The organism is Pseudonocardia kunmingensis, assembly GCF_006716445.1.
Classification (GTDB): domain Bacteria; phylum Actinomycetota; class Actinomycetes; order Mycobacteriales; family Pseudonocardiaceae; genus Pseudonocardia; species Pseudonocardia kunmingensis.
This window is the reverse complement of the sequence record NZ_VFPA01000001.1, coordinates 780307-804205: the sequence shown is the minus strand read 5'-3', so window position 1 is coordinate 804205 and position 23899 is coordinate 780307. Positions and strand designations below refer to the sequence as shown.

Below are 23899 nucleotides of genomic sequence, written 5' to 3'. Positions count from 1 at the left end.
GCGATGATCGGCGTGCTGCTGGTGGACGACGAGGAGCTGGTGCGGGCCGGGCTCAAGGCGATCCTCGACGCCGAGCCGGACATCGAGGTCCGCGGCGAGGCGTCGGACGGTGCCGAGGTGCCCGGGCTCGTGCGCCGGTTCGCGCCCGAGGTCGTGCTGATGGACGTGCGGATGCAGGCCGTCGACGGCATCACCGCCACCCGGCACCTGGTGACGGCGCTGACGCACCCGCCCCGCGTGCTGGTGCTCACCACGTTCGGCAACGACGGCTACGTCTACGAGGCGCTGCAGGCGGGGGCCACCGGCTTCCTGCTCAAGCGGGCCCGCCCGGCCGAGATCGTGCAGGCCGTGCGCACGGTCGCGCAGGGGGAGTCGCTGCTGTTCCCGGCGGCGGTGCGCGACCTCGTCGCCACCCGCGGCACCCGCGGCGGGGACGCGCTGCGCGGCGCGGGGCTCACCGAGCGCGAGGGTGAGGTGCTGCGCTGGATGGCGCGGGGCCTGTCCAACGCCGAGATCGCGCGCGAGCTGGTGGTGGGCGTGGAGACGGTCAAGACCCACGTGGGCAACGTGCTCGCCAAGGTCGGGGCGCGTGACCGGACCCAGGCCGTGGTGGCCGCCTACGAGTCCGGCTTCATCGACCCCCGCCACCCGTGAGTGGATACGAGTGCGGGAGCACTCGTATCCACTCACGACCGGTGGGGGCCCGGGGCCTTTCGCGGCCCGCGTCGATCAGGTTAGCCTCGCCTCATGAGTGCGTTGGCTGCCACGACCGCGCGGCTGCGCGAGCTGCGCCCGGCCTACCCGGACGCCTACGCCGTGCGGATCGGGGTGCCCGCAGAACCCGGCTGGCGGTCGCTGGCCGTCGCGGTGCCGGACGTCGCCGAGTGGTGCGCGCGTGCGCGGCAGGAGGACAACCCGGCCGGGCTGGCCTCGGTGGCGGCCACCTCCGTGGCCGGCACGCTCGTGCACGCCGTGCTCGGCCGGGTGAGCGCCGCGCTCCTGCTCGAGCGCCGGGCATGGGACGTGCGCGCCGGGAACCTCCTCGTGCACCCCGGCACCGGCGGGGTCGCCGTGCGGGACGCCACGCTGCTCGTGCTGCCCGACGACCCTGCGGCGGGTGACCGGGACGTGGAGGTCGTGGCCGACACCACCGTGCTGCTCGACCGCGTCGCCGAGGCAGCCGTCGCGACCCTCGGACCGCTGCTGGACGCCGTGCGCGCCGCCACCCGCTACGGCCTGGTGCCGCTGTGGAACGGCGTCGCCGACTCGGTCCGCAGCGCCGCGACCTACGTCCCCCTCTACGCCGGCACGGACCGCACCGCCGCCGCCGAGCTCGGAGCCGCGCTGGTGGACGCGCTCGTCGCCCACGGGGCCCGCATCCGGCACCGCGGCGGCACCGAGGCGGTGCAGCGCGGGGCCGACACCTACGCGGTGCCGGTCCGCGCCGCCTGCTGCCTGTACTACAAGACCGAGCCGCAGGTGGAACGCGCGTCCGACGCGTACTGCATGACGTGCCCGTTCCTGTGCTCGCCGGAGCGCGCGCAGCGGTTCGGCGCGTTCGTGGACGGGCTCGCGCCCGCCGCCGTCACGGCAGGGGGCCCGTGAGGTAGCGCTGCAGGTTCGGGGCCACCGCGGACACGATCGTGGCGTGGTCGGCGGAGGCCAGCGGCTCCACCTTCAGCACGTACCGCACGAACGCCAGCCCGAACATCTGCGTGCCGCACAGGGTGGCGCGCAGCTCGGGGCGATCCGGGGCGACCTCCCGCAGCACCTTGCCCACCAGGACGCGGGCGATGAACTCGCGCAGCAGCGCCGCCGCGACGTCCTGGGTGGCGATGCTCTGCAGCAGCGCCGCGAACTGCGCGCCGCCGGTGCTGTCCCAGACCTCCAGGAGCCGGCAGAGGATCCGCTCGGCCAGCTCGTCGGGATCGCCGGACACCGCCTCGCCGAGGATCGTGGCCGGGTCGGCCGGGAGGTTCAGCGCGGCGACGAACAGCGGTTCCTTGCCGCCGAACCAGTGGTTGACCATCGCCGGGTCCACGCCCGCGCGCTCCGCGATCACGCGCACCGTCGCGCCGTCGTAGCCGCGCTCGGCGAAGACGGCGCGGGCCGCGTCCAGCAGCGACGTCCGCGTGTCGGCGCCGCCGGGCCTGCGCCCGCGGCGTCGGGGGGCGGTGTTCTCGTCGGCTGCGGCCACGATTCCCATTCTCCCGGTCCCCGGCTGAGAACCCGGTGGGTGGTGCCGCGACCGGCGTGGCGGCGCCGAACGCCGCGGTGGCCGCCGGGAGGGCGTGCCGCACAATGGCGCCATGACCGTCACCGCGCCTGCCGGCGCCCTCGGCACTGCGGCGAAGGGCGCCCTCGGCACGGTCACCCCCAGCCGCGAGGAGTTCCGCGCGCTGGCCGCCGGGCACCGGGTGATCCCGGTGACCCGGCGGCTGCTCGCCGACGACGAGACCCCCGTCGGGGTCTACCGCAAGCTGGCCGGTGACCGGCCCGGCACGTTCCTGTTCGAGTCGGCGGAGAACGGGCGGTCCTGGTCGCGGTGGTCGTTCGTGGGTGCGCGCAGCCGGGCGACCATGACCGCGGTGGACGGCGAGCTCACCTGGACCGGCGAGGTGCCGGTGGGCCTGCCCACGAGCGGCGACCCGCTCGCGGCCCTGCGCACCGTCGTCGACGAGCTGCGCAGCGAGCGGCTGCCCGGGCTGCCGCCGCTCACCGGGGGCATGGTCGGCTACCTCGCCTACGACGCGGTGCGGCGCCTGGAGCGGCTGCCCGAGCTGGCCGAGGACGACCTGCGGGTGCCCGAGCTGGTGATGCTGCTGGCCACCGACCTCGCCGCGGTCGACCACCACGAGGGCACGATCACGCTGATCGCCAACGCCATCAACTGGGACGCCAGCGACGAGCGGGTGGACGAGGCCTACGACGACGCGGTGGCCCGGCTGGACCGGATGACCGCCGACCTCGCCGCCCCGTCGGCGTCGACCGTGGCGGTCTACCGGCCCGTGCAGCCGGAGTTCACGCGCCGCCGCTCGCCCGCCCAGCACCACGCCGCGATCGAGGAGGCGAAGGAGCAGATCCGCGCGGGCGAGGCGTTCCAGGTGGTGGTGTCGCAGCGGTTCGAGGCCGAGTGCGAGGCCGACGCGCTCGACGTCTACCGGGTGCTGCGCGCCACCAACCCGAGCCCGTACCTCTACCTCCTGCGCCTGGAGTCTGCCGACGGTGAGCGGTTCGAGATCGTCGGCTCGAGTCCCGAGGCGTTGGTCACGGTGCGGGACGGCCGGGCCACAACGCACCCCATCGCCGGCACGCGGTGGCGCGGCGAGACCGAGGAGGAGGACCTGCTCCTGGAGAAGGAGCTGCGCACCGACGAGAAGGAGCGCGCCGAGCACGTCATGCTCGTCGACCTGGGCCGCAACGACCTGGGCCGGGTCTGCGAGCCGGGCACGGTGAAGGTGCACAGCTTCTTCTCGGTGGAGCGCTACAGCCACGTCATGCACCTGGTCTCCACGGTCACCGGCGTGCTGCGCGGCGACTGCACGGCGTTCGACGCCGTGGCGGCCTGCTTCCCGGCGGGCACCCTGTCGGGCGCGCCCAAGCCGCGGGCGATGGCGATCATCGAGGAGCTGGAGCCGACGCGGCGCGGGCTCTACGGCGGGATCGTGGGCTACCTCGACTTCGCGGGCGACGCCGACACCGCGATCGCGATCCGCACGGCCCTGGTCCGCGACGGGGTGGCGTACGTGCAGGCGGGCGGCGGCATCGTCGCCGACTCCGACCCCGTCGCCGAGGACACCGAGTGCCTCAACAAGGCGCGGGCGGTGCTGTCGGCGGTGGCGACCGCGGGGACGCTCGCGGACCCGCGCACGGGCGCGGGAGCGGGGCCGGCCGAGCCGCTGGCGGCCCGACCGGGCGTGGCCTCGTCGGCGTCCAGCACGCCGCGGTGACCGCACGCCCCCGCCCGCGGGCGCTCGTGACGGCGTGCGCGGGCCTCGCGCTGGCGGCCGGCCTGCTGTGGATCGGCGGGACGGCGGTCTGGTACCGCGTGCCGTCCGCGACCGGCGCCCCCGACTCGGTGACCGGCGCCCAGGTCGCGCCGTGGCTGGGCGGGGTGGCGCTGCTGGCGCTGGCGGGGATCGCGGGGCTGGTGGCCAGCGGCGGTGTGCTGCGCCGCGTGGTGGGGGTGGTGCTGGCGCTGGCCGGCGCGGGCGTGCTGGCGTTCGCGCTGACCGCGTTGTTCGCCGACCCCGGCGCCACGGACGTGCCCGCGTCGGCGCTGCCGCAGTCGCCGCACGGGGAGTCCGTCGACGACCTGCGCCGGCAGACCGCGCAGGGCACCCCGGCACCGCTGCTGCCTGCGGCGGGCGGGCTCCTGCTGCTCGGGGTGGGAGCGCTGGTCGCGGTGCGGGAGAGGAGCCTGCCGCGGCTCGGCGCGCGCTACGCGGCACCGGGGGAGCGGCGGGTCGTGCAGGACCCGGACCGCGCCGCCTGGCAGGCGCTGGACGCAGGGCAGGACCCCACCACGGACCCCCCCGACGGCAGGCCGGAGGACAGGGGAGACGATCCTGGCGACGGGCCGCGGAACGCGGCTGTCTAGCATGATTCGCGCCCGGCCCTATCCGGAGAGGGGGACAGCTGCCATGGCGAACGGCGGAGCGAGTGTCCTCGATTCCATCGTGGACGGTGTCAGGGCCGATCTCGCGGTGCGTGAGGCGGAGGTCGACTTCGCGGAGATCAAGCGGCGGGCGGCAGCGGCCGCGCCCCCGCGGGACGTGATGGCCGCGCTGCGCGCGCCGGGCATCGGGGTGATCGCGGAGGTGAAGCGGCGCAGCCCGTCGAAGGGCGACCTCGCCGCGATCGCCGACCCGGCCGACCTGGCCGCGTCCTACGCCGAGGGTGGGGCACGCGTGATCAGCGTGCTCACCGAGCAGCGCCGGTTCGGCGGGTCGCTGGCCGACCTCGCGGCCGTGCGCGCCGTGGTGGACGTGCCGGTGCTGCGCAAGGACTTCGTGGTCAGCCCGTACCAGGTGCACGAGGCGCGGGCGTACGGTGCCGACCTGGTGCTGCTGATCGTCGCCGCGCTGGAGCAGAACGCGCTCGACGCGCTGCTCGACCGCGTCGAGTCGCTCGGGATGACCGCGCTGGTCGAGGTGCACACCGAGGAGGAGGCCGACCGCGCGCTGGAGGCGGGCGCGCGGCTGATCGGCGTCAACGCGCGTGACCTGCACACGCTCGAGGTCGATCGCACGGTCTTCGGTCGGATCGCGCCCGGCCTGCCCAACGACGTGCTGCGGGTGGCCGAGTCCGGCGTCCGCGGGCCCGGTGACCTGCTCACCTACGCGGGCTGGGGCGCCGACGCGGTGCTCGTCGGCGAGGGGCTCGTCACCAGCGGCGACCCGGGCGGAGCGGTGCGCAGCCTGGTGGCTGCGGGCTTCCATCCGTCGTGCTCCAGAATGGTGCGGTGACGACGAGCAAGGCGGGCACCGCCCGAGCGAGCGACGGGATCGAGACCCCGTCCGGGCACGAGCCGGACGCGCGGGGCCACTTCGGGCGCTACGGCGGGCGGTTCGTCCCGGAGGCGCTGATCGCGGCGCTCGACGAGCTGGAGACCGCCTACGACAAGGCGCGTGGCGACCGGGAGTTCCTCGACGAGCTCGACCGGCTGCACCGCGACTACTCGGGGCGCCCGTCCCCGCTCACCGACGCGCCGAAGCTGGGTGGGCACGCGGGCGGCGCGCGCATCCTGCTCAAGCGCGAGGACCTCAACCACACCGGCTCGCACAAGATCAATAATGTGCTGGGTCAGGCGCTGCTCACCAAGCGGATGGGCAAGACGCGGGTCATCGCCGAGACCGGTGCGGGGCAGCACGGCGTGGCCACGGCCACGGCCTGCGCGCTGCTCGGCCTCGAGTGCGTGGTCTACATGGGCGAGGTCGACACCGAGCGGCAGGCCCTCAACGTCGCCCGGATGCGCCTGCTCGGCGCGCAGGTGGTGCCGGTGAAGACCGGCTCCCGCACGTTGAAGGACGCGATCAACGAGGCGCTGCGCGACTGGGTCACCAACGTCGACGAGACCCACTACCTGCTCGGCACGGTCGCGGGCCCGCACCCGTTCCCGGTGATGGTGCGCGACTTCCACCGCATCATCGGCCTGGAGGCGCGCGAGCAGGTGCTGGAGCGCACCGGGCGGCTGCCGGACGCGGTGGCCGCGTGCGTCGGAGGCGGCTCGAACGCGATCGGGATCTTCCACGCCTTCCTCGACGACCCCGGCGTGCGGCTGGTCGGCTTCGAGCCCGGCGGCGACGGCATCGAGACCGGCCGGCACGGCGCCACCCTGACGGAGGGGTCGCCGGGCGCGCTGCACGGGGCGCTGTCCTACCTGCTGCAGGACGAGGACGGGCAGACCTCGGAGTCGCACTCGATCTCCGCGGGCCTGGACTACCCGGGCGTCGGCCCGGAGCACGCCCTGCTCAAGGACCTCGGCCGTGCCGAGTACCGGCCGATCACCGACGCCGAGGCGATGGACGCGTTCGCGCTGCTCACGCGCACCGAGGGGATCATCCCGGCGATCGAGTCCGCCCACGCCGTGGCCGGCGCGCTGCGGCTGGGCCGCGAGCTCGGGCCGGACGCGGTGATCCTCGTGAACCTGTCCGGGCGCGGGGACAAGGACGTCGACACCGCGGCGAAGTGGTTCGGCATGATCGCGAGCGACGAGAGCGCCGAGGACGCGAGCGGCACCGCCATCGCCGAGGCCTCGCTCGCGGGTCCCGGTGCCGACGCGCCGGAGGACCGGCCCAGCGGCGTGACGGAGGAGTCCCGATGAGTGGCGTGCAGGAGATCTTCGCGTCCGCGAAGGCGGAGGGTCGCGCCGCGCTCGTCGGCTACCTGCCCGCCGGCTACCCCACCGTCGACGGCTCGGTGGAGCTGCTCACCGCGATGAGCGAGGGCGGCTGCGACCTGCTCGAGGTCGGCATCCCGTACTCGGACCCGGTGATGGACGGGCCCACGGTCCAGGCGGCCGCCGACACCGCGCTGCGCGCCGGGTTCCGGCTGCGCGACCTGTTCTCGGTCGTGGAGCGGGTCAGCGCGGCGGGTGGGCGCGCGGTCGTCATGACCTACATCAACCCGGTGCTGCGCTACGGCGTCGACGCGTTCGCCCGCGACCTCGCCGCGGCGGGCGGCCTGGGCGTGATCACCCCGGACCTCGTGCCCGACGAGGCCGACGACTGGCTCGCCGCGTCCGACGCGCACGGGCTGGACCGGGTGTTCCTGGTCGCGCCGTCCTCCACGGAGGAGCGCATCGCCTCCACCGCGGCGGCCACGCGCGGGTTCCTCTACGCCGCCTCGACGATGGGGGTCACCGGGGCCCGCGACACCGTCGCGAACGCGGCTCCGGCACTCGTCTCCCGCTGCCGCGCGCACACCTCGCTGCCGATCGGGGTGGGGCTCGGGATCCGTTCGGCCGCGCAGGCCAGCGAGGTCGCGGGGTTCGCCGACGGCGTCATCGTCGGCTCGGCGTTCGTCACGGCGGCCGAGGCGGCCGGCGCGGACGGGGTGCGCCGGCTCGCAGCCGAGCTCGCGGACGGCGTCCGCCGGGCTCCCGCCCCCGCCTGAGCGGCCGGCACTCGCTACCGTGGCGTCGTGAGTCCTGCCGTCGTCACCGTGCTGGCGAACATCCCGAGTCCGGACCGCGGTGTCTGGATGCTCGGGCCCGTCCCGATCCGGGCCTACGCGCTCTGCATCATCGCCGGCATCGTCGTGGCGGTGCTCTGGGGCGAGCGGCGCTTCGTGGCGCGCGGCGGCGAGCCGGGCACGGTCACCGACGTCGCCGTGTTCGCGGTGCCGTTCGGCCTGGTCGGCGGCCGGCTCTACCACGTCATGACCGACTGGCAGACCTACTTCGGCCCCGGCGGCGACCCGTGGGGCGCGCTGCGGATCTGGCAGGGCGGCCTGGGGATCTGGGGCGCTGTCGCCCTCGGCGCGGTCGGGGCGTGGATCGGCTGCCGGCGCCGCGGCGTGCCGCTCGGGGCCTTCGCCGACGCCGTGGCGCCCGGGATCGTGGTGGCCCAGGCCATCGGGCGGCTGGGCAACTGGTTCAACCAGGAGCTGTACGGCGCTCCCACCACCCTGCCGTGGGGCCTAGAGATCTACGAGCGGGTCGACCCGGCCACCGGGCTGCCCGACGCGCTCGGCGGCGTCGCGGTCGACCACACGCCGGTGGAGGTCGTGCACCCCACGTTCCTCTACGAGCTGCTGTGGAACCTCGCCGTCGCGGGCCTCGTGGTCTGGGCCGACCGCCGGTTCCGGCTCGGTCACGGCCGCGCGTTCGCCGTCTACGTCGCGGGCTACACCGCGGGGCGGTTCTTCATCGAGCAGATGCGCACGGACTACGCCACCCGCGTCTTCGGCGACATCCGCATCAATGTGGTGGTCTCCGTCGTCGTGTTCGTGGCCGCGGTGCTCTACATCGCGCTGGTCCGCAAGCCGCGGGAGGTGCTCGAACCGCCCGAGCCCGCGGCCGGGAAGGCGGCGGCCGAGCCCGCGGGCGCCGGCACGGAGGAGAGCGATGAGGAGCCCGCCGATGCCGACGCCGGCGTCCACCGCCCGTCCTCGGGAGACCGCAGCACGTGAGTTTCACCGGCTTCGGTGACGGCGCCGTCGAGTTCTACGACGGGCTCATCGCCGACAACTCGAAGGCCTACTGGACCGACCAGCGCGCGGTGTACGAGGCCGACGTCCGCGCCCCGATGCTGGCGCTGCTCGCCGCGCTCGAGCCCGAGTTCGGGCCCGGCAAGATCTTCCGGCCCTACCGGGACGTCCGCTTCTCGCACGACAAGACCCCGTACAAGACCCACTGCGGGGCCACCGCCGGGCCGTTCTACGTCGAGGTCGGCGCCGACGGGCTGATGGCCGCAGGCGGGTACTACCGGATGGCCCCCGACCAGCTCACCCGCTACCGCACCGCCGTCGACGACGAGCGCCGCGGCACCGACCTGGAGAAGCGCCTGGCCGCGCTCACCGCCGAGGGGCTCGAGGTGGCGGGGGAGACGCTCAAGACCGCTCCCCGCGGGTTCGACCGCGACCACCCCCGCATCGGACTCCTGCGGCACAAGGGCCTCTACGCGTGGCGCGGCTGGGAACCCGACGACGTGCTGCACGAGCCGGGGACCCAGGAGCGCGTGGCGGCGACGTGGCGCGCGCTGCGCCCGCTCGTCGAGTGGCTCGCCGACCACGTCGGACCGAGCGAGTTGCCCCGGCGGTAACGCCGAAGGATGCGAGATTTAAGGCAAACCTCAACCTGATCGTTTCAGTAGCCGCGCTAGACTGCCCCGCGTGAGCCGACGTACCAAGATCGTCTGCACCATCGGTCCCGCGACCGCGTCGCCGGACCGGATCCGCGAGCTCGTGCAGGCCGGGATGGACGTCGCCCGCCTGAACTTCAGCCACGGCAACCGCGACGACCACAAGCGCGTGTACGAGATGGTCCGCAACGCGGCCGACGCCGAGGGCCGTGCCGTCGGGATCATGGGCGACCTGCAGGGCCCCAAGATCCGGCTCGGCCGCTTCGCCGCGGGCCCCGTCGAGTGGCGCACCGGCGAGGAGGTGCGGATCACCGTCGAGGACGTCGCCGGCACCCACGACCGCGTGTCCACCACCTACTCGGGCCTGGCCAACGACGCGCGCCCGGACGACCGGCTGCTCGTCGACGACGGGAAGGTCGGCCTGCGCGTCGTCGGCGTCGACGGCCTCGACGTCGTCTGCAAGGTCACCGAGGGCGGCCCGGTCAGCGACAACAAGGGCATCTCCCTGCCCGGGATGAACGTCTCGGTGCCGGCGCTGACCGACAAGGACTGCTCCGACCTCGAGTTCGCCCTCGACCTGCGCGTCGACACGGTCGCGCTGTCGTTCGTGCGCAGCCCGGCCGACATCGACATCGTGCACAAGATCATGGACGGCCGCGGAGGGCGGCTGCCGGTGATCGCCAAGCTGGAGAAGCCCGAGGCGGTCGACAACCTCGAGGCCATCGTGCTGGCGTTCGACGGCGTGATGGTCGCCCGCGGCGACCTCGGCGTCGAGCTGCCGCTGGAGCACGTGCCGCTGGTGCAGAAGCGCGCCATCCAGATCGCGCGCGAGAACGCCAAGCCGGTCATCGTCGCCACCCAGATGCTCGACTCGATGATCACCAACTCGCGTCCGACGCGGGCGGAGGCCTCCGACGTCGCCAACGCCGTGCTCGACGGCGCCGACTGCGTGATGCTGTCCGGCGAGACGAGCGTGGGCCGTTACCCGATCAAGTCGGTCAGCACGATGGCCACGATCATCGAGGCCGTCGAGGACGGGCCGGTCAACGTCCCGCCGCTCAACCACGTGCCGCGCACCAAGCGGGGCGTGCTGTCCTACGCCGCCCGCGACATCGGCGAGCGGCTCTCGGCCCGCGCGCTCGTGGCGTTCACGCAGTCCGGCGACACCGTCCGGCGGCTCGCCCGCCTGCACACCCGGCTGCCGCTGCTCGCGTTCACGCCGGCCGCCGAGGTGCGCAGCCAGCTCGCGATGAGCTGGGGCGTGGAGACGTTCCTCGTCGACCAGGTCGACTCCACCGACGCGATGGTGCGCCAGGTCGACCACGCGATGCTCTCGATCGAGCGCTTCCAGCCCGGCGACCTCGTGGTGATCGTCGCCGGCTCGCCCCCCGGCACCGTCGGCTCCACCAACCTCATCCGGGTGCACCGCCTGGGCGAGGAGGACCACGCGTGACGGATCAACCGCGCAGGAGCACGGGCAGCGTGATCAACCTGCTGCCCTGCATCCCGCGGTCGGTCCGCCGCAGGTCCGCGTAGGGCACGGCGAGCCGCGCGTCCGGGAAGTCGGCCGCCAGCACCTCGGCCACGGCGCGCAGCTCCAGCTGGGCGAGCTGCGCGCCCACGCAGAAGTGCGCGCCGGCACCGAACGTCAGGTCCGGCCCGCCGGCCGCGCCCGGGGCGGTGTTGATGCCCGCGATGTCGACGAGCACCGGCGCGCGCTCCGGTAGCGCCACCCCGCCCAGCTCGACGGAGGTGCGCGTGAACCGCCAGAGCGTGAACGGTGCCGGGGGGTGGCGGCGCAGGCCGTCGCGGACGATGTCGTCGATCTTGTCGGGACCGGCCGGGCGGTCGCCGAGCACCCGGGCGAGCAGGAAGCCGAGCGCGGCGTCCGTGGTGATCTGGCTGGCGAAGATCAGCCCGAACAGCAGGTAGTGCAGCTGCCGGTCGTCGATCTCCTCCGGCGTGCGCTCGCGCAGCTCCACGGCCGTGCCGCCGCCGCTCGCCAGCGCGGCCGCGGCCAGCTCCGAGAAGGCCGCCATCGCCGCGGCGAACGCCGCCGGGTCGGTGCCGTTCAACCGCCGGCACGCCGCCACCGCCTGGTCGAGGCGCTCGCCGGGCACCCCGAGCACTTCGCAGATCACGGCGAGCGGGAACCGGGTCGTGAACTCCACCATCAGGTCCACCGGACCGGGCGCCTCCGCCGTGAGCAGTTCGCGCGCGAGCGTGGCGATGCGGTCGGCGTAGCCCTGCACGCGGCGGGCCGTGAGCAGCGGCGTGTGGGCCCGGCGCAGCATGGTGTGCGCGGGCCCGTCGAGGGTGGTGAGCGACGGTTGCTCCGCCGCCGTGGGCTCGAGGCCCGCCGACCAGCGGTCCCAGGACAGGGGTGCCCAGGCGGGGTCCTTCACCAGCCGCTCGTCGGACAGTGCCCGCCGCGCGAGCGCGTCCTCGGTGATGATCCAGACCGGCCCTCCGGCGGGCGCCTCGGCCCGGACGATCGGCCCGGCGGCGCGCAGCGCGGCGGAGGTGCCGGGCTCGTCCAGGGCGCGGACGGCGGGGGTGAAGGGATCGACGGGGGCGAGCGGCGAGTCCGACATCTGCGGCTCCTCAGATAGCTAGGCAGCCTAGCTACCGTAGCGTGGCCGGGTGGCCGACGAGATCGAGACGCGGGAACGCAGGCGCTGGCAGGCGGCCGAGGCGACCTGGGCGCTGTGGGAGGTCCTGCGCGCGGCCGACGACGCGGGGCACGTGCTCGCGCAGCGGCTGGGCCTGCCCGACAACGACGTGCGCGCGATGAGCCTGCTCGTCGAGTCCGAGGCCCCGCTCGGCCCGGTCGAGCTGGGGAACCGGCTCGGGATGCGGTCGGCGTCGGCCACCGAGCTCGTCGACCGGCTCGAGGGCGCGGGTCACGTCCGGCGCGTGCGCCACCCGCGCGACCGGCGGCGGGTCGTCGTCGAGGTCACCGAGTCCGGACGGAGCGCCGTCCTGGCCGAGCTCGGCCCGCTGCTCGCCCGGTTCGACCGGGTCGCGGAGGAGCTGGGCGCCGAGGGCAGCGCGACGGTGGTGTCCTACCTGCGCGCCATCGCGGGGGAGCAGCGGGCGTTCGGCACGCGGGGCAGCTCCGGAGGGAGGCGGGACCGCGCGCCCGGCACGTCCTGAGAGGATGCCGCGGTGACCCGTCCGCCCGCTCCCGAGACCGCTCCCGACGGCGACCTGCACGGCCAGGCCGTCCTGGACGGGCTGGTGCAGCTGCTCGACCTCGAGCAGCTCGAGGTCAACCTGTTCCGCGGCGTGAGCCCGCCGCAGAGCCCCACGCGCGTGTTCGGCGGCCAGGTGGCGGGCCAGGCGCTCGTCGCCGCGGGCCGCACGGTGCCCGACGACCGGCTCGTCCACTCCCTGCACGCCTACTTCATCCGGCCCGGCGATCCGCGCGTGCCGATCGTCTACGAGTCCGAGCGCGTGCGCGACGGCCGCTCGTTCACCACCCGTCGGGTCCTCGCGATCCAGCACGGTGAGGCGATCTTCTCGCTGTCGGCGTCGTTCCAGCTGCCCCAGGACGGGCTGGAGCACAGCGAACCCGCGCCCGCGGACGTGCCCGCCCCCGACGAGCTCCCGACGATCAGCGAACGGATCGCGCGCGGCGACGACGCGGGCTGGCACGCCCGGGCTCCGCGACCGATCGACATGCGCTTCGTCGACGAGCCGGTCTGGTCGTCGGCCCGCACCGGCTCCGACGCGCCGGTGCGGGTGTGGATGCGCGCCGACGGCTCCCTGCCCGACGACCAGCTCCTGCACGTCTGCCTGCTGACCTACGCGAGCGACATGACGCTGCTGGGCTCGGTCGTCGCCCGCCACGACCTCGCGGGCCAGCCCCTGCAGATGGCCAGCCTCGACCACGCCATGTGGTTCCACCGCCCCTTCCGCGCCGACGAGTGGCTGCTCTACACCTGCTACTCGCCCACCGCGTCCGGGTCGCGCGGGCTCGCCACCGGCCGGTTCACCACGCAGGACGGCCGCCTCGTCGCCACCACCGTCCAGGAGGGCCTGGTCCGGCTGCCCCGCAAGGGCAGGGCCTGACCGGCCGCCGCACCCGAGGCGTCACCGGAGCGGAGCAACTCCGTTCGCGATCGCACACGAAACAGGGCGATCGGGCCTGTTCGGCGCCCCTGCCCTCGTAGCGTTGCCGACGTCGCGGACCGAGGGGGCGCAATGGGCAGGCCGGCGTGAGCGACGTGCGGTGGGAGGGCTTCAGCCACCAGGAGATCTACGACGCCGTGCACCGCGGTCCTGGCCGGGGGATCTCCGAGACCGCGGAGCTGGCGTGGGCGGAGTCCGAGGCGTTGATCCAGCGGATCGACCAGCGGATCGCCGGCGCCGTGGCGGCGGGGGCCTCGGCGGGCTGGGAGGGGGCGGCGGCCGACGCCACGCGGGGCGCGATGACCCCGTTGGGCCGGTGGGCCCTCGACGCGGCCAACGACGCCAGGATCACCGCGCAGGCGGTGTCGGCGCAGGGGGAGCAGGCGCGGGAGCTGCGCGTCACGATGCCGGAGCCGCTCACGGCGCAGCGCGACGCCGAGATGGTGAAGGCGCAGACCGATCCGCTGTACCTCTTCCACGGGCTCGACGACCTGCACGCGGTCGAGCAGGACGCGGCCAACCGGTCGGCGCGGGCCGTCGAGCTGATGAACACCTACACGCAGAACTCCTACGAGAACCGCCGCAACATGGACTACTGGACGTTGCCGCCGCAGGTCACGGTCGTCTCCGGGGTGGCGGGTGCGGCCGGTGCCCCCGCGGGCCCCGGCGTCGCGGAGGCCACTCCGGGCGCTCCCGCGGCGGCGGGGCTCGCTGCGGCGCCGTCGGCGCCCGCGGCCCTCGACGCCGGTGCCGCCCCCGCGTCGGTGCCCGGCCCGCCGTCCGGGCCCGGCACCGGCCCGGCGGGCACCGCGCCCGGGGGGAGTGTGCCCGTGCCGGCGCCGGCCGGCGCGCCCGGCGGTAGCGGACCCGCAGGCGCGGGTCCTACCGGCGGTGGGCCGGGCGCGGGTCCGGGGAGCGTCGTGCCACCGGTGCCGGGCACGGTGCCGAACGCTCCCGGCGCGGCGACGCCTGCTGCCCGGACGCCCGCACCGGCGCCGCGTCCACCGGCCGCCCCGGCGCCGTCGCGGTCGGGCGGCGCCGCACCCGCGGGCGAACCGGGGCGTCCGAACGGCACGTCGCCTCCGCCGAGTCCCCGCCCGGTCGTTCCGGCCCCGCCGCCCCGTGGCGCCCCGCCGCCGAGCTGGCGCGACCTCGTCCCCCGGCCCGCGGCGCCGGGGGAGGGCGCAGGCCGCCCGCCCGTCCCCGGCGCGCACCCGGAGCGCGCCCTGCCGCCGGGCGGCGGCCGCCCCGTGCCCGAGAGCGCGCCGCCACCCGGCGGCGTCCGGAGCGCTCCCGAGGCGCCGCTGCGCGGCGGCCCGGCCCCGTCCACCGTCGGCACCGAGCCGGCGCCGCGTGCCGCGCCCCGCTCCCCGCTGACGGGGCACCCGGCCGGGCTCTACCCGCCGCCGATCGCGCCGGGGATGGCCGGCGGGCAGGAGCGCGAGCACCGCAGGCCCGACTACCTGCTCGACGACTCCGACGCCTTCACCGACGACCGCTGGTTCCCGCCCGCGGTGATCACCCCGGACGACGACCCGCCGATCCGGAAAGCAGGATTCGCATGACGAACGGCACTTTCGTCGGCTAGGTACCGACGAGAGTGCCGCTCGTCCGGGTGGGAGCGATTCCGCCCGTGCCGCGTCGACGGGGTGCGTCGGCGCTCGCGGACCGCCGGCTGCGTTGCTCGGCGAACCCACCGATCCCCGACGAACTCCCGGCGGGAAGCGCTAGCGTCGGCACGGTGCAGACCGAGATCAGCTTCCCCGCCGACGACGGGACGTCGCTGCCCGGCGTGCTGACCGTCCCGGACGCCGCGGGCGCGCCGGGTCCCGCGCTCGTGATGATCTACGAGGCGTTCGGGATGACCGACGAGATGCGCCGTGTCGCCCGTGACCTCGCCGCCGAGGGGTTCGCGGTCCTGATCCCCGACCTGTTCGCGCGCGGCCGGATCACCGCGCTGTGCGTCGCGCGTGCGGTGCGCACCGTGCGGCGGGGCGCGGGACGGGAGCTGGAGGACATCGAGGCGGGTCGTCGCTGGCTGGCCCGGCGGGCCGAGGTCGATGCGGACCGCATCGGCACGATCGGGTTCTGCATGGGCGGCGGCTTCGCGCTCCTGCTCGCCGGCACCGGGCGGTACAAGGTGAGCGCCCCGTTCTACAACCTCCCCCTGCCGGTCGCGAGGGCGTGCCCCGTGGTCGCCAGCTACGGCGGGCGCGACGTCTCCACCCGCGGCTACCCCGAGCGGCTCGAGGCGCGCCTCGACGAGCTCGGCGTGCCGCACGACGTCGCGACCTACCCCGAGGCGGGCCACTCGTTCTTCACCCGCACACCCGGTGTCAAGGGCGCGATCGCGGCCCGCTCGCCCATCCACGCGGAGTACCACGCGGAGAGCGCCGCCGACGCCCATCGCCGCGTCGTCGCGTTCTTCCGCGAGCACCTCTGACGACCCCGGGGATCGAGGGGGCAGGATGGGGGCATGAGCGAGCAGGACCGGAGCTGGGGCTTCCGTACCCGTGCCGTCCACGCCGGCCACGTCCCCGACGCGGCGACCGGCGCGCGAGCGGTGCCGATCTACCAGTCCACGAGCTTCGTGTTCGAGGACACCACCGACGCGGCCAGCCTGTTCGCGCTGCAGAAGTACGGGCTGATCTACAGCCGGATCGCGAACCCCACCGTGGCCATCCTCGAGGAGCGGCTGGCGAGCCTCGAGGGCGGGCTCGGAGCCGTCGCGACCGCCACCGGGCAGGCCGCGGAGTTCCTCACCTTCGCCTCCCTCGCCGGCGCGGGGGACCACATCGTGGCGTCCGCCGGCCTGTACGGCGGCACGATCACCCAGCTCGACGTGACGCTGCGCCGCTTCGGTGTCGAGACCACGTTCGTGTCGGGCGGGAACCCCGAGTCGTTCGCGGCGGCCCTCACGCCCCGGACGAAGCTGCTGTTCACCGAGGTGGTCTCCAACCCGGGCGGGGAGGTCGCGGACATCGCCGCGCTCGCCGACGTCGCCCACGCCGCCGGGGTGCCGCTGATCGTCGACGCCACGCTCGCCACGCCGTACCTGTGCCGTCCGCTCGAGCACGGCGCCGACATCGTGATCCACTCCGCCACCAAGTTCATCGGCGGGCACGGCACCACGCTCGGTGGGGTCGTGATCGAGTCGGGCCGCTTCCCGTGGGGCAACGGCAACTTCCCGCAGATGACCGAGCCGGTCGCCTCCTACGGGGGGCTCACCTGGTGGGGCAACTTCCAGGAGTTCGGCTTCCTCACCAAGCTGCGCGCCGAGCAGCTGCGCGACGTCGGCGCCTCGCTGTCGCCGCACAGCGCGTTCCTGCTGCTGCAGGGCGTGGAGACGCTGCCGCAGCGCATGGAGGCGCACGTGGCGAACGCGCGGGCGGTCGCGGAGTGGCTGGACGCCGACCCGCGCGTGTCGTACGTGCGGTGGGCGGGCCTGCCGGATCACCCCCACCACGATCTCGCCGCGCGCTACCTGCCGCTCGGGCCCGGCGCCGTCTTCGCGTTCGGGGTGCGGGGCGGGCGCGAGGCCGGGCAGCGGTTCATCGAGTCGGTGCGCCTGTGCAGCCACCTGGCCAACGTGGGCGACGCCCGCACGCTCGTCATCCACCCGGGCTCGACCACCCACCAGCAGCTCACCGACGACCAGCTGCGCGACGCGGGAGTGCCACCGGACCTGATCAGGATCAGCGTCGGGCTCGAGGACGTCGAGGACATCCTCTGGGACCTCGACCAGGCCCTCGCCGCGGCCGAGAAGGGAGCATCGGCATGACCTGGGAGAACCCGTCCGCCTCGCGGCGCCAGCAGATCCTGCGCGGGACCCGGACCGTCGCGGTGGTCGGAGCGTCCCCGAACCCGTCGCGCGCGAGCAACTTCGTGGCCACCTACCTGCTGGCCAGCACCGACTACGACGTGTACTTCGTCAACCCGAACGCCAGCGAGATCCTCGGCCGGCCCGTGCACAAGAGCCTGGCCGACCTGCCTGTGGCGCCCGACCTCGTCGACGTGTTCCGCCGTCGCGAGGACCTCCCCGGGGTGCTCGACGAGGTGCTGGCGGTCGAGGGGGTCCGCACCTTCTGGACGCAGTTCGGCCTGTTCGACGAGGAGGTGGCGCACCGCGCCGAGGCCGCGGGGCTGGAGGTCGTGATGGACCGCTGCCTGAAGGTCGAGCACGCGCGCTTCCACGGAGGGCTGCACATCGCGGGCTTCGACACCGGCGTGATCAGCTCGCGGCGGCGGGCCCGGTGACGGCGGTCTCGGCGAGGAACCCGCGCATCGCGGAGGTGAGGGCCGCGGGCTGGTCCTCGGGCACGAGCGTGTAGCTGTCGCTGAGGGTCACGAGCCGGCCCTGCGGGTAGAGCGCCGCGAGCCGCTCCCCGTGCGCGACGGGCATCACCCGGTCCTCGGCGGCCCAGGCGACGAGGACCGGGCCGGTGAACGCGCGGTTGCGCTCGGCCCACTCCAGGAGCACCTCGCGCGACGGGAGGCCGAGCCCGTACGCGGCGAGGTCGCGGCGGACACCTGCCTGCTCCCGCAGCGGGCGGAACCACTCGTCCATGATCTCGTCGGGCACCGGGCGCTTGCTCATCCAGCCCCATCCGCCGGGAGCGCGCCGGCTCGCGCGCAGCCGCAGCAGCTGTGCCAGTGCCGCGAGCCCGCCCGGCACCCGGGCGGTGAGCGTCAGCAGGCGGCCGGGCAGTCCCGGCGGGTAGTTGTCGAAGGCCTCGCACGGGGTGAGCACCATGCGGGAGACCCGTTCGGCACCGCCGTGGGCGACCAGGACCTGGGCCCCGCCCCAGTCGTTCTGCACGAGGGTCACCTCGCGCAGGTCGAGCCGCTCCAGGAACTCGCCGATGAGCATCGCGATACCGCGCAGGGACAGGTCCGCGCCGGGCCGCATCGGACGGCGGTGCGACCCGAGCGGCAGGTGGGGGAGGACGCAGCGGTACTCGCCGCGCAGCTCGGCGACGACGTGCCGCCACACCGAGGGAGCCACCGCGACGCCGTGCAGGAAGACGAGGACGGGCCCGTCGCCCCCCGTGTCGGTGTACTCGATGGTGCCGGCCGACAGCTCGATCTTCGTCATGACGCCCTCCGACTTGATAGATCGCTCTACTGAGAGGCTAGGGTGTGGGGAGCGGACGGGCAAGGAGGAACGGGTGGCGGACACGAAGGCGCGGATCCTGCACGCCACGGGCGAGCTGTTCCGGCGGCAGGGCTACACGGGCACCGGGCTGAAGCAGATCGTGGCGGAGGCGGGGGCGCCGTTCGGCTCGATCTACCACTTCTTCCCGGGCGGGAAGCAGCAGCTCGCCGCCGAGGTGATCCGCTCCTCGGGGCGCGCCTACCAGGACCTGGTGGTGGCGCTGCTCGACGCGTCACCGGACCCGGTCGTCGCGATCGAGACGTCGTTCGCCGCGGCCGCCGAGACGCTGGTGGCCACCGGCTACGCCGACGCCTGTCCGATCGCGACGGTCGCCCTGGAAGTCGCGAGCACCGACGAGACGCTGCGCGCGGCCACGGCCGAGGTCTTCGCGGGCTGGGTCGACGCGGGCACCGACCGGTTCGTGCGGTGGGGCTTCGCCACGCCGGACGCCCGGCGCCTCGCGATCGCGCTGATCACCAGCCTGGAGGGCGCGTTCCTCCTGTGCCGGGCGGCACGCAGCACCGAGGCGCTCGACGCCGCCGCGGGCGCGGTCGTCGCCGCGGTCCGGGCCGCGCAGCAGACCTGAGGTGGCGAGCGAACCGGAGGGTCAGGTCGTCGCCGATGCCGCGAGCAGGACCGCGCGCAGCACCCAGAACAGCGGGGCGGCCACGACGACGAGCATCCAGAACGACCACGTGCGGCGGCGCGCGACCAGCCAGAGGGCGAGTGCGGCCGCCGACGTGACCACCAGCAGCCCGCCCACGAACCGCCCGAGCGCCTCCGCGCCGTCGGGCGCGCCGGAGACGAGCAGGACCAGCACGACGTTCACCGCGGCCCACACGGCGGTGGCGCCCAGCGCGGCCCGGAACCGCGTGCGCGCCCGCGGCCGCGCGACCGGCGCCCGTCCCGGGTCCGGGGCCGCCGGGTAGGGCGGCGCGCCGGGCATCGGGGCGTGCGGCGGCAGGTCGTCGGAGTAGGGGGAGTAGCCGGGCGCACCCGCCCACGAGGGCGGCCGCGGCTCCGGGGGCGGTTCGGCCATCGTCCGACGGTAGCCCCGCCCCTCGTCGCACACCGGTTCTGTCGCTCGCACACCGACTGCAGTCGGTGTGCGAGCACCACGATCGGTGTGCGAGCGCGCTCGGTGAGTCAGGTGGGTTGGGTGGCGCGGCGGCGCGGGCCGTAGGTGAGGCGCCGGAGGAGCAGCTCGGCGGGCCCCCGCGAGCCTCGCCGGTCGGCCACGGCGGCGACGGCGAGGATCACCAGCCACGTTCCGATCGCGTAGAGCGCGCTCTGCCAGAGGTGCGCACCGTCCCCGAGACCGAACGTCCACGCCGGCAGCAGCAGCGCGAACGCGACCGACTGGGCCAGGTAGCAGGAGAGCGAGCGCTGCCCGCACGCCTGCAGCGCTCGCACCACGGGGTGGTGCGGGGCTCCCCGGCCGAGGCGGACGGCGAGCAGCCCGAACAGCGCGGCGTAGCCGAGGCCGCCCGCGTACCCGCCGAGCGCGTGGAGGAAGCCGCCGAGCGCCAGGGCGAGCAGCGGGGGGTCCACCCACAGCTGCGCCGTCATGAGGGCGAACGGCAGACCGCCGAGGATCGCGGCGGCGATGCCGATGACCGCGACGCGGACCAGCAGCCCGCGGTGCCGCTCCGGCTCGTCGAGGAACCGCCGGCGCGCGGCCCACGCACCGAGGGCGACCGCGGCGAACACGGAGAAGGCCTGCAGCAGGAAGCCCACCCCGACCCACTCCACGGCCCGCACCAGGAGGGCGGAGACCGGATCCGCGATGGTCATGGAGGGCAGCAGCGGTGTGTCCGCGCCCTGCGGGGCCAGACCCGATCCGGAGTAGAGCACCGAGACCAGGAACACCCCCACCGCCGAGGTGACCAGCAGGGACACGTCGCTCCCGCGCACCAGCAGCCCGGCCAGCGCCACGGCGATCAGGCCGTAGGCGCCGACGATGTCGCCCGACCACAGCAGCACCCCGTGCACGAGGCCGATGAGGACCATCCAGCCGCCGCGCCGGCGGACCAGCCGCGTCACCGCGTCGACCGGGAGCCCCACCTCCCCGCGGCGACGGGAGAGCTGCACGATCCCGTAGCCGAACAGGAACCCGAAGAGCGGGTACGCGCGGCCGTCCACCAGCAGCATCTGCACGAGCGCGACCACCTGGTCGGCGCCGTCGAGGTCCTGCGGGTAGCCCCGGACGCCTGCCGGGTGGCCGTAGATCCAGAGGTGCACGTTCGCCAGCGCGATGAGCAGCAGCATGCCGCCGCGGGCGAGATCGGGCGCGAGAGAGCGTGCGGTGGTGGGCGTGGCGCCCGGGTCGACGGGCGGCGGCGCGGTCATACCCGACAAAATAGGCCGTGGGCCCCCGGCCGCGGATCAGTCGATGGGTGGAGGGTCACCCACCATCCTGTGGTCCCCGTCGCGGCGCGAATCGGCGACGAGGGCTAGCCTGCCCGCGTGTCTGCGTCGACCTCGTCCCCCGTCACCGTCACCGTCACCGGAGCTGCCGGCCAGATCGGCTACGCGCTGCTGTTCCGGATCGCCTCCGGGCAGCTGCTCGGGCCGGACACCCCGGTCCGCCTGCGCCTGCTGGAGATCCCGCAGGCGGTGAAGGCTGCGGAGGGCACGGCGATGGAGCTCGACGACTGCGCCTTCCCGCTGCTTCAGGGCATCGACATCACCGACGACGCGAACACCGCGTTCGCCGGCACGAACGTCGCTCTGCTCGTCGGCGCCCGCCCGCGCACCAAGGGCATGGAGCGCGGCGACCTGCTCGAGGCCAACGGCGGCATCTTCGCCCCGCAGGGCAAGGCCATCAACGACCACGCCGCCGACGACGTGCGCGTGCTCGTGGTCGGCAACCCGGCCAACACCAACGCCCTGATCGCCCAGGCCGCGGCGCCCGACGTCCCGGCCGAGCGGTTCACCGCGATGACCCGCCTCGACCACAACCGCGCGGTCGCGCAGCTGTCGAAGAAGCTGTCGGTGCCGGTCACCGAGATCAAGAAGCTCACGATCTGGGGCAACCACTCCGCCACCCAGTACCCCGACCTCTACCACGCCGAGGTCGGCGGCAAGGTCGCCGCCGAGCAGGTCGACGACGCCTGGCTGCGCGACGAGTTCATCCCCACCGTCGCCAAGCGTGGCGCGGCCATCATCGAGGCCCGCGGCGCGTCGTCGGCGGCCTCGGCCGCCAACGCGGCCATCGACCACGTGTACGACTGGGTGAACGGCACGCCCGAGGGCGACTGGACGTCGGCCGCCATCCCGTCCGACGGCTCCTACGGCGTGGCCGAGGGCATCATCTCGTCCTTCCCGGTGACGTCGAAGAACGGGAAGTGGGAGATCGTGCAGGGCCTGGAGATCGACGAGTTCTCCCGCGGCAAGATCGACGCTTCGGTGAACGAGCTCGTCGAGGAGCGCGAGGCCGTGAAGGGCCTCGGCCTGCTCTGACCTCGTTGCAGCAAAGCCACTTTCCCGCCACCAGGTGGCAGGAAAGTGGCTTTGCTGCATCAGGGGCCCTTACGCCAGCAGGACGACCGCGAACGACTCCGCCGGGAGCGTGAGCGACGACTCGTCGCCCTCCACCGGCTCCGACGCCAGCAGGATCCGGCCGATCGGGGCGTCCAGGCCCAGTGCGGCCGGCTCCGCGCCGAGGTTGCAGGCCACCCGCAGCGCGCCGCGGTGCAGCACCACCGTGCGGGCGGCCTCGTCGACCGCCACCTCCACCTCGTCCAGCCACGGGTCGGACAGCTGCGGCCAGGCCTTGCGCAGCGCGATCAGCTCGCGGTGCAGGCGCAGCAGGGTGGTGTGCGGCTCCTGGGTGGGCTCGTCCCAGTCGAGCTTCGAGTTCAGGAAGGTGCTCTCGGCGTTGGGGTCCGGGACCTCCACGTCTCCCCAGCCGTGCTCCGCGAACTCGGCGGTGCGCCCCGCCCGCACGGCCTCGCGCAGGTTCTCGTCGGGGAAGTAGGAGAAGAACTGCCACGGCGTGCGCGCGCCCCACTCCTCGCCCATGAACAGCATCGGCGTGAACGGCGAGCACAGCACGAGCGCCGCCCCGCAGGCCAGCAGGCCGGGGGAGAGGCTCTGGGTGAGCCGGTCCCCGGTGGCGCGGTTGCCGATCTGGTCGTGGTTCTGCAGGTAGGCGAGGAACCGGTGACCGGGTGTGCGGCGGGTGTCCACGGGGGCGCCGTGGGTGCGCTGCCGGAAGCTCGACCAGGTGCCCTCGTGCAGGAACGCGCGGGTGAACACGTGCGCGAGGCCGGTGAAGCCGGCGGCCGCGAAGTCGGCGTAGTAGCCCTGGGACTCGCCGGTGAGCACCGTGTGCAGGGTGTGGTGGATGTCGTCGGCCCACTGCGCGTGCAGGCCGTAGCCGCCCGCCTCCCGCGCGGTGATCAGCCGGGGGTCGTTGAGGTCGGACTCCGCGATCAGCGACAGCGGCCGTCCCACGTGCGCCGAGAGCGCCTCCACCTCGACGGCCATCTGCTCGAGCAGGTGGGTGGCGCGGCTGTCGCGCAGCGCGTGCACGGCGTCCAGGCGCAGCGCGTCGACGTGGAAGTCCCGCAGCCACATCAGCGCGTTGTCGATCGCGTAGCGGCGCACCTGGTCCGAGTGCGCGCCGTCCAGGTTCAGCGACGGACCCCAGATGTTGCTGCCGGCGAAGTACGGGCCGAACCTGTCGAGGTAGGCGCCGGAGGGCCCGAGGTGGTTGTGCACCACGTCGAGGACGACGCCCAGTCCGCGCGCGTGGCAGGCGTCGACGAACCGCTTGAACGCGTCCGGGCCGCCGTAGTTCTCGGTGACGGCGTACCAGCCGACGCCGTCGTAGCCCCAGTTGCGAGGGCCGTCGACCGCGTTGACCGGCAGCACCTCGACCATGTCGACGCCCAGGGCGGCGAGGTGGTCGAGGCGCGCGATCGCGGCGTCGAAGGTGCCCTCGGGTGTGAAGGTGCCGATGTGCAGCTCATAGAGCACGCTGCCGGGCAGCTGCCGGCCGGTCCAGTGCTGGTCGGTCCAGAAGAACGCGGTGTCGTCGTAGACGCGTGACGCGCCGTGCACACCGGTGGGCTGCCACCGCGAGCGCGGGTCCGGCAGCGGTTCCTCCTCCTCGCCGAGGAGGAAGGCATAGGCGGTGCCGGGCGCCGCGTCCGGGACGGCGGCGAGCCACCACCCGGCGGCGTCGGCGGTCATCTCGTGCGGGGTGCCGTCCACGAGCACCCGGACGCGGTCGTGCTGCGGCGCCCACACGGCGAAATCGGTCACGCCCGACGATCCTGCCCGCCGCGGCTCCGACACG

Annotated in this window: 24 protein-coding genes; 18 read left to right on the top strand and 6 right to left on the bottom strand. The window is 74.6% G+C overall.

The window, feature by feature from the left end:
* The first annotated feature begins 3 nt into the window (after window positions 1-3).
* Window positions 4-654 carry a response regulator gene (locus FB558_RS03790; protein ID WP_142048132.1) on the top strand — a complete coding sequence of 217 codons (651 nt, stop codon included), beginning with the start codon at window positions 4-6 and terminating at the stop codon, window positions 652-654.
* 93 nt (window positions 655-747) lie between these two features.
* Window positions 748-1605 (top strand): hypothetical protein, encoded by an 858-nt coding sequence (locus tag FB558_RS03785; RefSeq protein ID WP_142048130.1) that lies wholly within the window; start codon window positions 748-750, stop codon window positions 1603-1605.
* Here FB558_RS03785 and FB558_RS03780 read toward each other — a convergent pair.
* Window positions 1586-2206, bottom strand: a complete 621-nt coding sequence (locus FB558_RS03780; RefSeq protein WP_142048128.1) for a TetR/AcrR family transcriptional regulator — start codon at window positions 2204-2206, stop codon at window positions 1586-1588. The two genes, FB558_RS03785 and FB558_RS03780, sit on opposite strands and share 20 nt — an antisense overlap.
* Window positions 2207-2309: 103 nt before the next feature.
* On the opposite strand from FB558_RS03780, the gene FB558_RS03775 reads away from it, so the two are divergent.
* The 8 genes from FB558_RS03775 to pyk all read left to right on the top strand — a co-directional run bounded on the left by FB558_RS03775 (window position 2310) and on the right by pyk (window position 10758).
* Window positions 2310-3950: an anthranilate synthase component I gene (locus FB558_RS03775; protein WP_142048126.1), complete on the top strand. Its 1641-nt coding sequence runs from the start codon at window positions 2310-2312 to the stop codon at window positions 3948-3950.
* The gene (locus FB558_RS03770) at window positions 3947-4600 is read left to right on the top strand and encodes a Trp biosynthesis-associated membrane protein (RefSeq protein ID WP_170231170.1); all 654 of its coding nucleotides are present in this window, start codon (window positions 3947-3949) and stop codon (window positions 4598-4600) included. Before FB558_RS03775 ends, FB558_RS03770 begins: the two co-directional genes overlap by 4 nt.
* Window positions 4601-4643: 43 nt before the next feature.
* Complete coding sequence (gene trpC, locus FB558_RS03765; protein ID WP_142048123.1) at window positions 4644-5468, top strand: indole-3-glycerol phosphate synthase TrpC; 825 nt, start codon at window positions 4644-4646, stop codon at window positions 5466-5468.
* On the top strand, window positions 5465-6826 hold the full coding sequence (trpB, locus tag FB558_RS03760; protein ID WP_246106237.1) for a tryptophan synthase subunit beta: 1362 nt from the start codon (window positions 5465-5467) through the stop codon (window positions 6824-6826). Before trpC ends, trpB begins: the two co-directional genes overlap by 4 nt.
* On the top strand, window positions 6823-7617 hold the full coding sequence (gene trpA / locus FB558_RS03755) for a tryptophan synthase subunit alpha (protein ID WP_142048121.1): 795 nt from the start codon (window positions 6823-6825) through the stop codon (window positions 7615-7617). Before trpB ends, trpA begins: the two co-directional genes overlap by 4 nt.
* A gap of 27 nt (window positions 7618-7644) precedes the next feature.
* Window positions 7645-8634 (top strand): prolipoprotein diacylglyceryl transferase, encoded by a 990-nt coding sequence (gene lgt / locus FB558_RS03750; protein WP_142048118.1) that lies wholly within the window; start codon window positions 7645-7647, stop codon window positions 8632-8634.
* Window positions 8631-9266: a DUF2461 domain-containing protein gene (locus FB558_RS03745; protein WP_142048117.1), complete on the top strand. Its 636-nt coding sequence runs from the start codon at window positions 8631-8633 to the stop codon at window positions 9264-9266. Before lgt ends, FB558_RS03745 begins: the two co-directional genes overlap by 4 nt.
* 70 nt (window positions 9267-9336) lie before the next feature.
* The gene (gene pyk / locus FB558_RS03740) at window positions 9337-10758 is read left to right on the top strand and encodes a pyruvate kinase (protein WP_142048115.1); all 1422 of its coding nucleotides are present in this window, start codon (window positions 9337-9339) and stop codon (window positions 10756-10758) included.
* A 4-nt stretch (window positions 10759-10762) separates the two neighbouring features.
* On the opposite strand, the gene FB558_RS03735 is transcribed toward pyk, so the two are convergent.
* Window positions 10763-11899 carry a cytochrome P450 gene (locus tag FB558_RS03735; RefSeq protein ID WP_142048113.1) on the bottom strand — a complete coding sequence of 379 codons (1137 nt, stop codon included), beginning with the start codon at window positions 11897-11899 and terminating at the stop codon, window positions 10763-10765.
* A gap of 49 nt (window positions 11900-11948) precedes the next feature.
* Here FB558_RS03735 and FB558_RS03730 point away from each other — a divergent pair, with 49 nt between their 5' ends.
* The 6 genes from FB558_RS03730 to FB558_RS03705 all read left to right on the top strand — a co-directional run bounded on the left by FB558_RS03730 (window position 11949) and on the right by FB558_RS03705 (window position 17696).
* The gene (locus FB558_RS03730; protein ID WP_142048111.1) at window positions 11949-12461 is read left to right on the top strand and encodes a MarR family transcriptional regulator; all 513 of its coding nucleotides are present in this window, start codon (window positions 11949-11951) and stop codon (window positions 12459-12461) included.
* A 12-nt stretch (window positions 12462-12473) separates the two neighbouring features.
* Window positions 12474-13379 carry an acyl-CoA thioesterase gene (locus tag FB558_RS03725; protein WP_142048109.1) on the top strand — a complete coding sequence of 302 codons (906 nt, stop codon included), beginning with the start codon at window positions 12474-12476 and terminating at the stop codon, window positions 13377-13379.
* 146 nt (window positions 13380-13525) lie between these two features.
* The gene (locus FB558_RS03720) at window positions 13526-15004 is read left to right on the top strand and encodes a hypothetical protein (protein WP_142048107.1); all 1479 of its coding nucleotides are present in this window, start codon (window positions 13526-13528) and stop codon (window positions 15002-15004) included.
* 176 nt (window positions 15005-15180) lie between these two features.
* Window positions 15181-15882, top strand: coding sequence for a dienelactone hydrolase family protein (locus FB558_RS03715; protein WP_142048105.1), 702 nt, complete (start codon window positions 15181-15183; stop codon window positions 15880-15882).
* A 33-nt stretch (window positions 15883-15915) separates the two neighbouring features.
* A complete protein-coding gene (locus FB558_RS03710; RefSeq protein ID WP_142048103.1) occupies window positions 15916-17220 on the top strand; it encodes an O-acetylhomoserine aminocarboxypropyltransferase/cysteine synthase family protein in 1305 nt (434 codons plus the stop codon).
* A complete protein-coding gene (locus FB558_RS03705; RefSeq protein ID WP_142048101.1) occupies window positions 17217-17696 on the top strand; it encodes a CoA-binding protein in 480 nt (159 codons plus the stop codon). The genes FB558_RS03710 and FB558_RS03705 overlap by 4 nt, the downstream gene beginning before the upstream one ends.
* Here FB558_RS03705 and FB558_RS03700 read toward each other — a convergent pair.
* Window positions 17671-18534, bottom strand: coding sequence for an alpha/beta fold hydrolase (locus FB558_RS03700; protein WP_142048099.1), 864 nt, complete (start codon window positions 18532-18534; stop codon window positions 17671-17673). The genes FB558_RS03705 and FB558_RS03700 overlap by 26 nt on opposite strands.
* A gap of 73 nt (window positions 18535-18607) precedes the next feature.
* Here FB558_RS03700 and FB558_RS03695 point away from each other — a divergent pair, with 73 nt between their 5' ends.
* Window positions 18608-19180, top strand: a complete 573-nt coding sequence (locus FB558_RS03695; protein WP_142048097.1) for a TetR/AcrR family transcriptional regulator — start codon at window positions 18608-18610, stop codon at window positions 19178-19180.
* Window positions 19181-19201: 21 nt separating this feature from the next.
* Here FB558_RS03695 and FB558_RS03690 read toward each other — a convergent pair whose 3' ends face one another.
* Both FB558_RS03690 and FB558_RS03685 read right to left on the bottom strand, forming a co-directional pair.
* Window positions 19202-19633: a hypothetical protein gene (locus tag FB558_RS03690; RefSeq protein ID WP_142048095.1), complete on the bottom strand. Its 432-nt coding sequence runs from the start codon at window positions 19631-19633 to the stop codon at window positions 19202-19204.
* Window positions 19634-19740: 107 nt separating this feature from the next.
* Window positions 19741-20943 carry a DUF418 domain-containing protein gene (locus FB558_RS03685; RefSeq protein WP_142048093.1) on the bottom strand — a complete coding sequence of 401 codons (1203 nt, stop codon included), beginning with the start codon at window positions 20941-20943 and terminating at the stop codon, window positions 19741-19743.
* Window positions 20944-21060: 117 nt separating this feature from the next.
* On the opposite strand from FB558_RS03685, the gene FB558_RS03680 reads away from it, so the two are divergent.
* Window positions 21061-22056 carry a malate dehydrogenase gene (locus tag FB558_RS03680; RefSeq protein WP_142048091.1) on the top strand — a complete coding sequence of 332 codons (996 nt, stop codon included), beginning with the start codon at window positions 21061-21063 and terminating at the stop codon, window positions 22054-22056.
* Window positions 22057-22125: 69 nt separating this feature from the next.
* On the opposite strand, the gene treZ is transcribed toward FB558_RS03680, so the two are convergent.
* Window positions 22126-23865, bottom strand: a complete 1740-nt coding sequence (treZ, locus tag FB558_RS03675) for a malto-oligosyltrehalose trehalohydrolase (RefSeq protein ID WP_142048089.1) — start codon at window positions 23863-23865, stop codon at window positions 22126-22128.
* Window positions 23866-23899 lie beyond the last annotated feature (34 nt).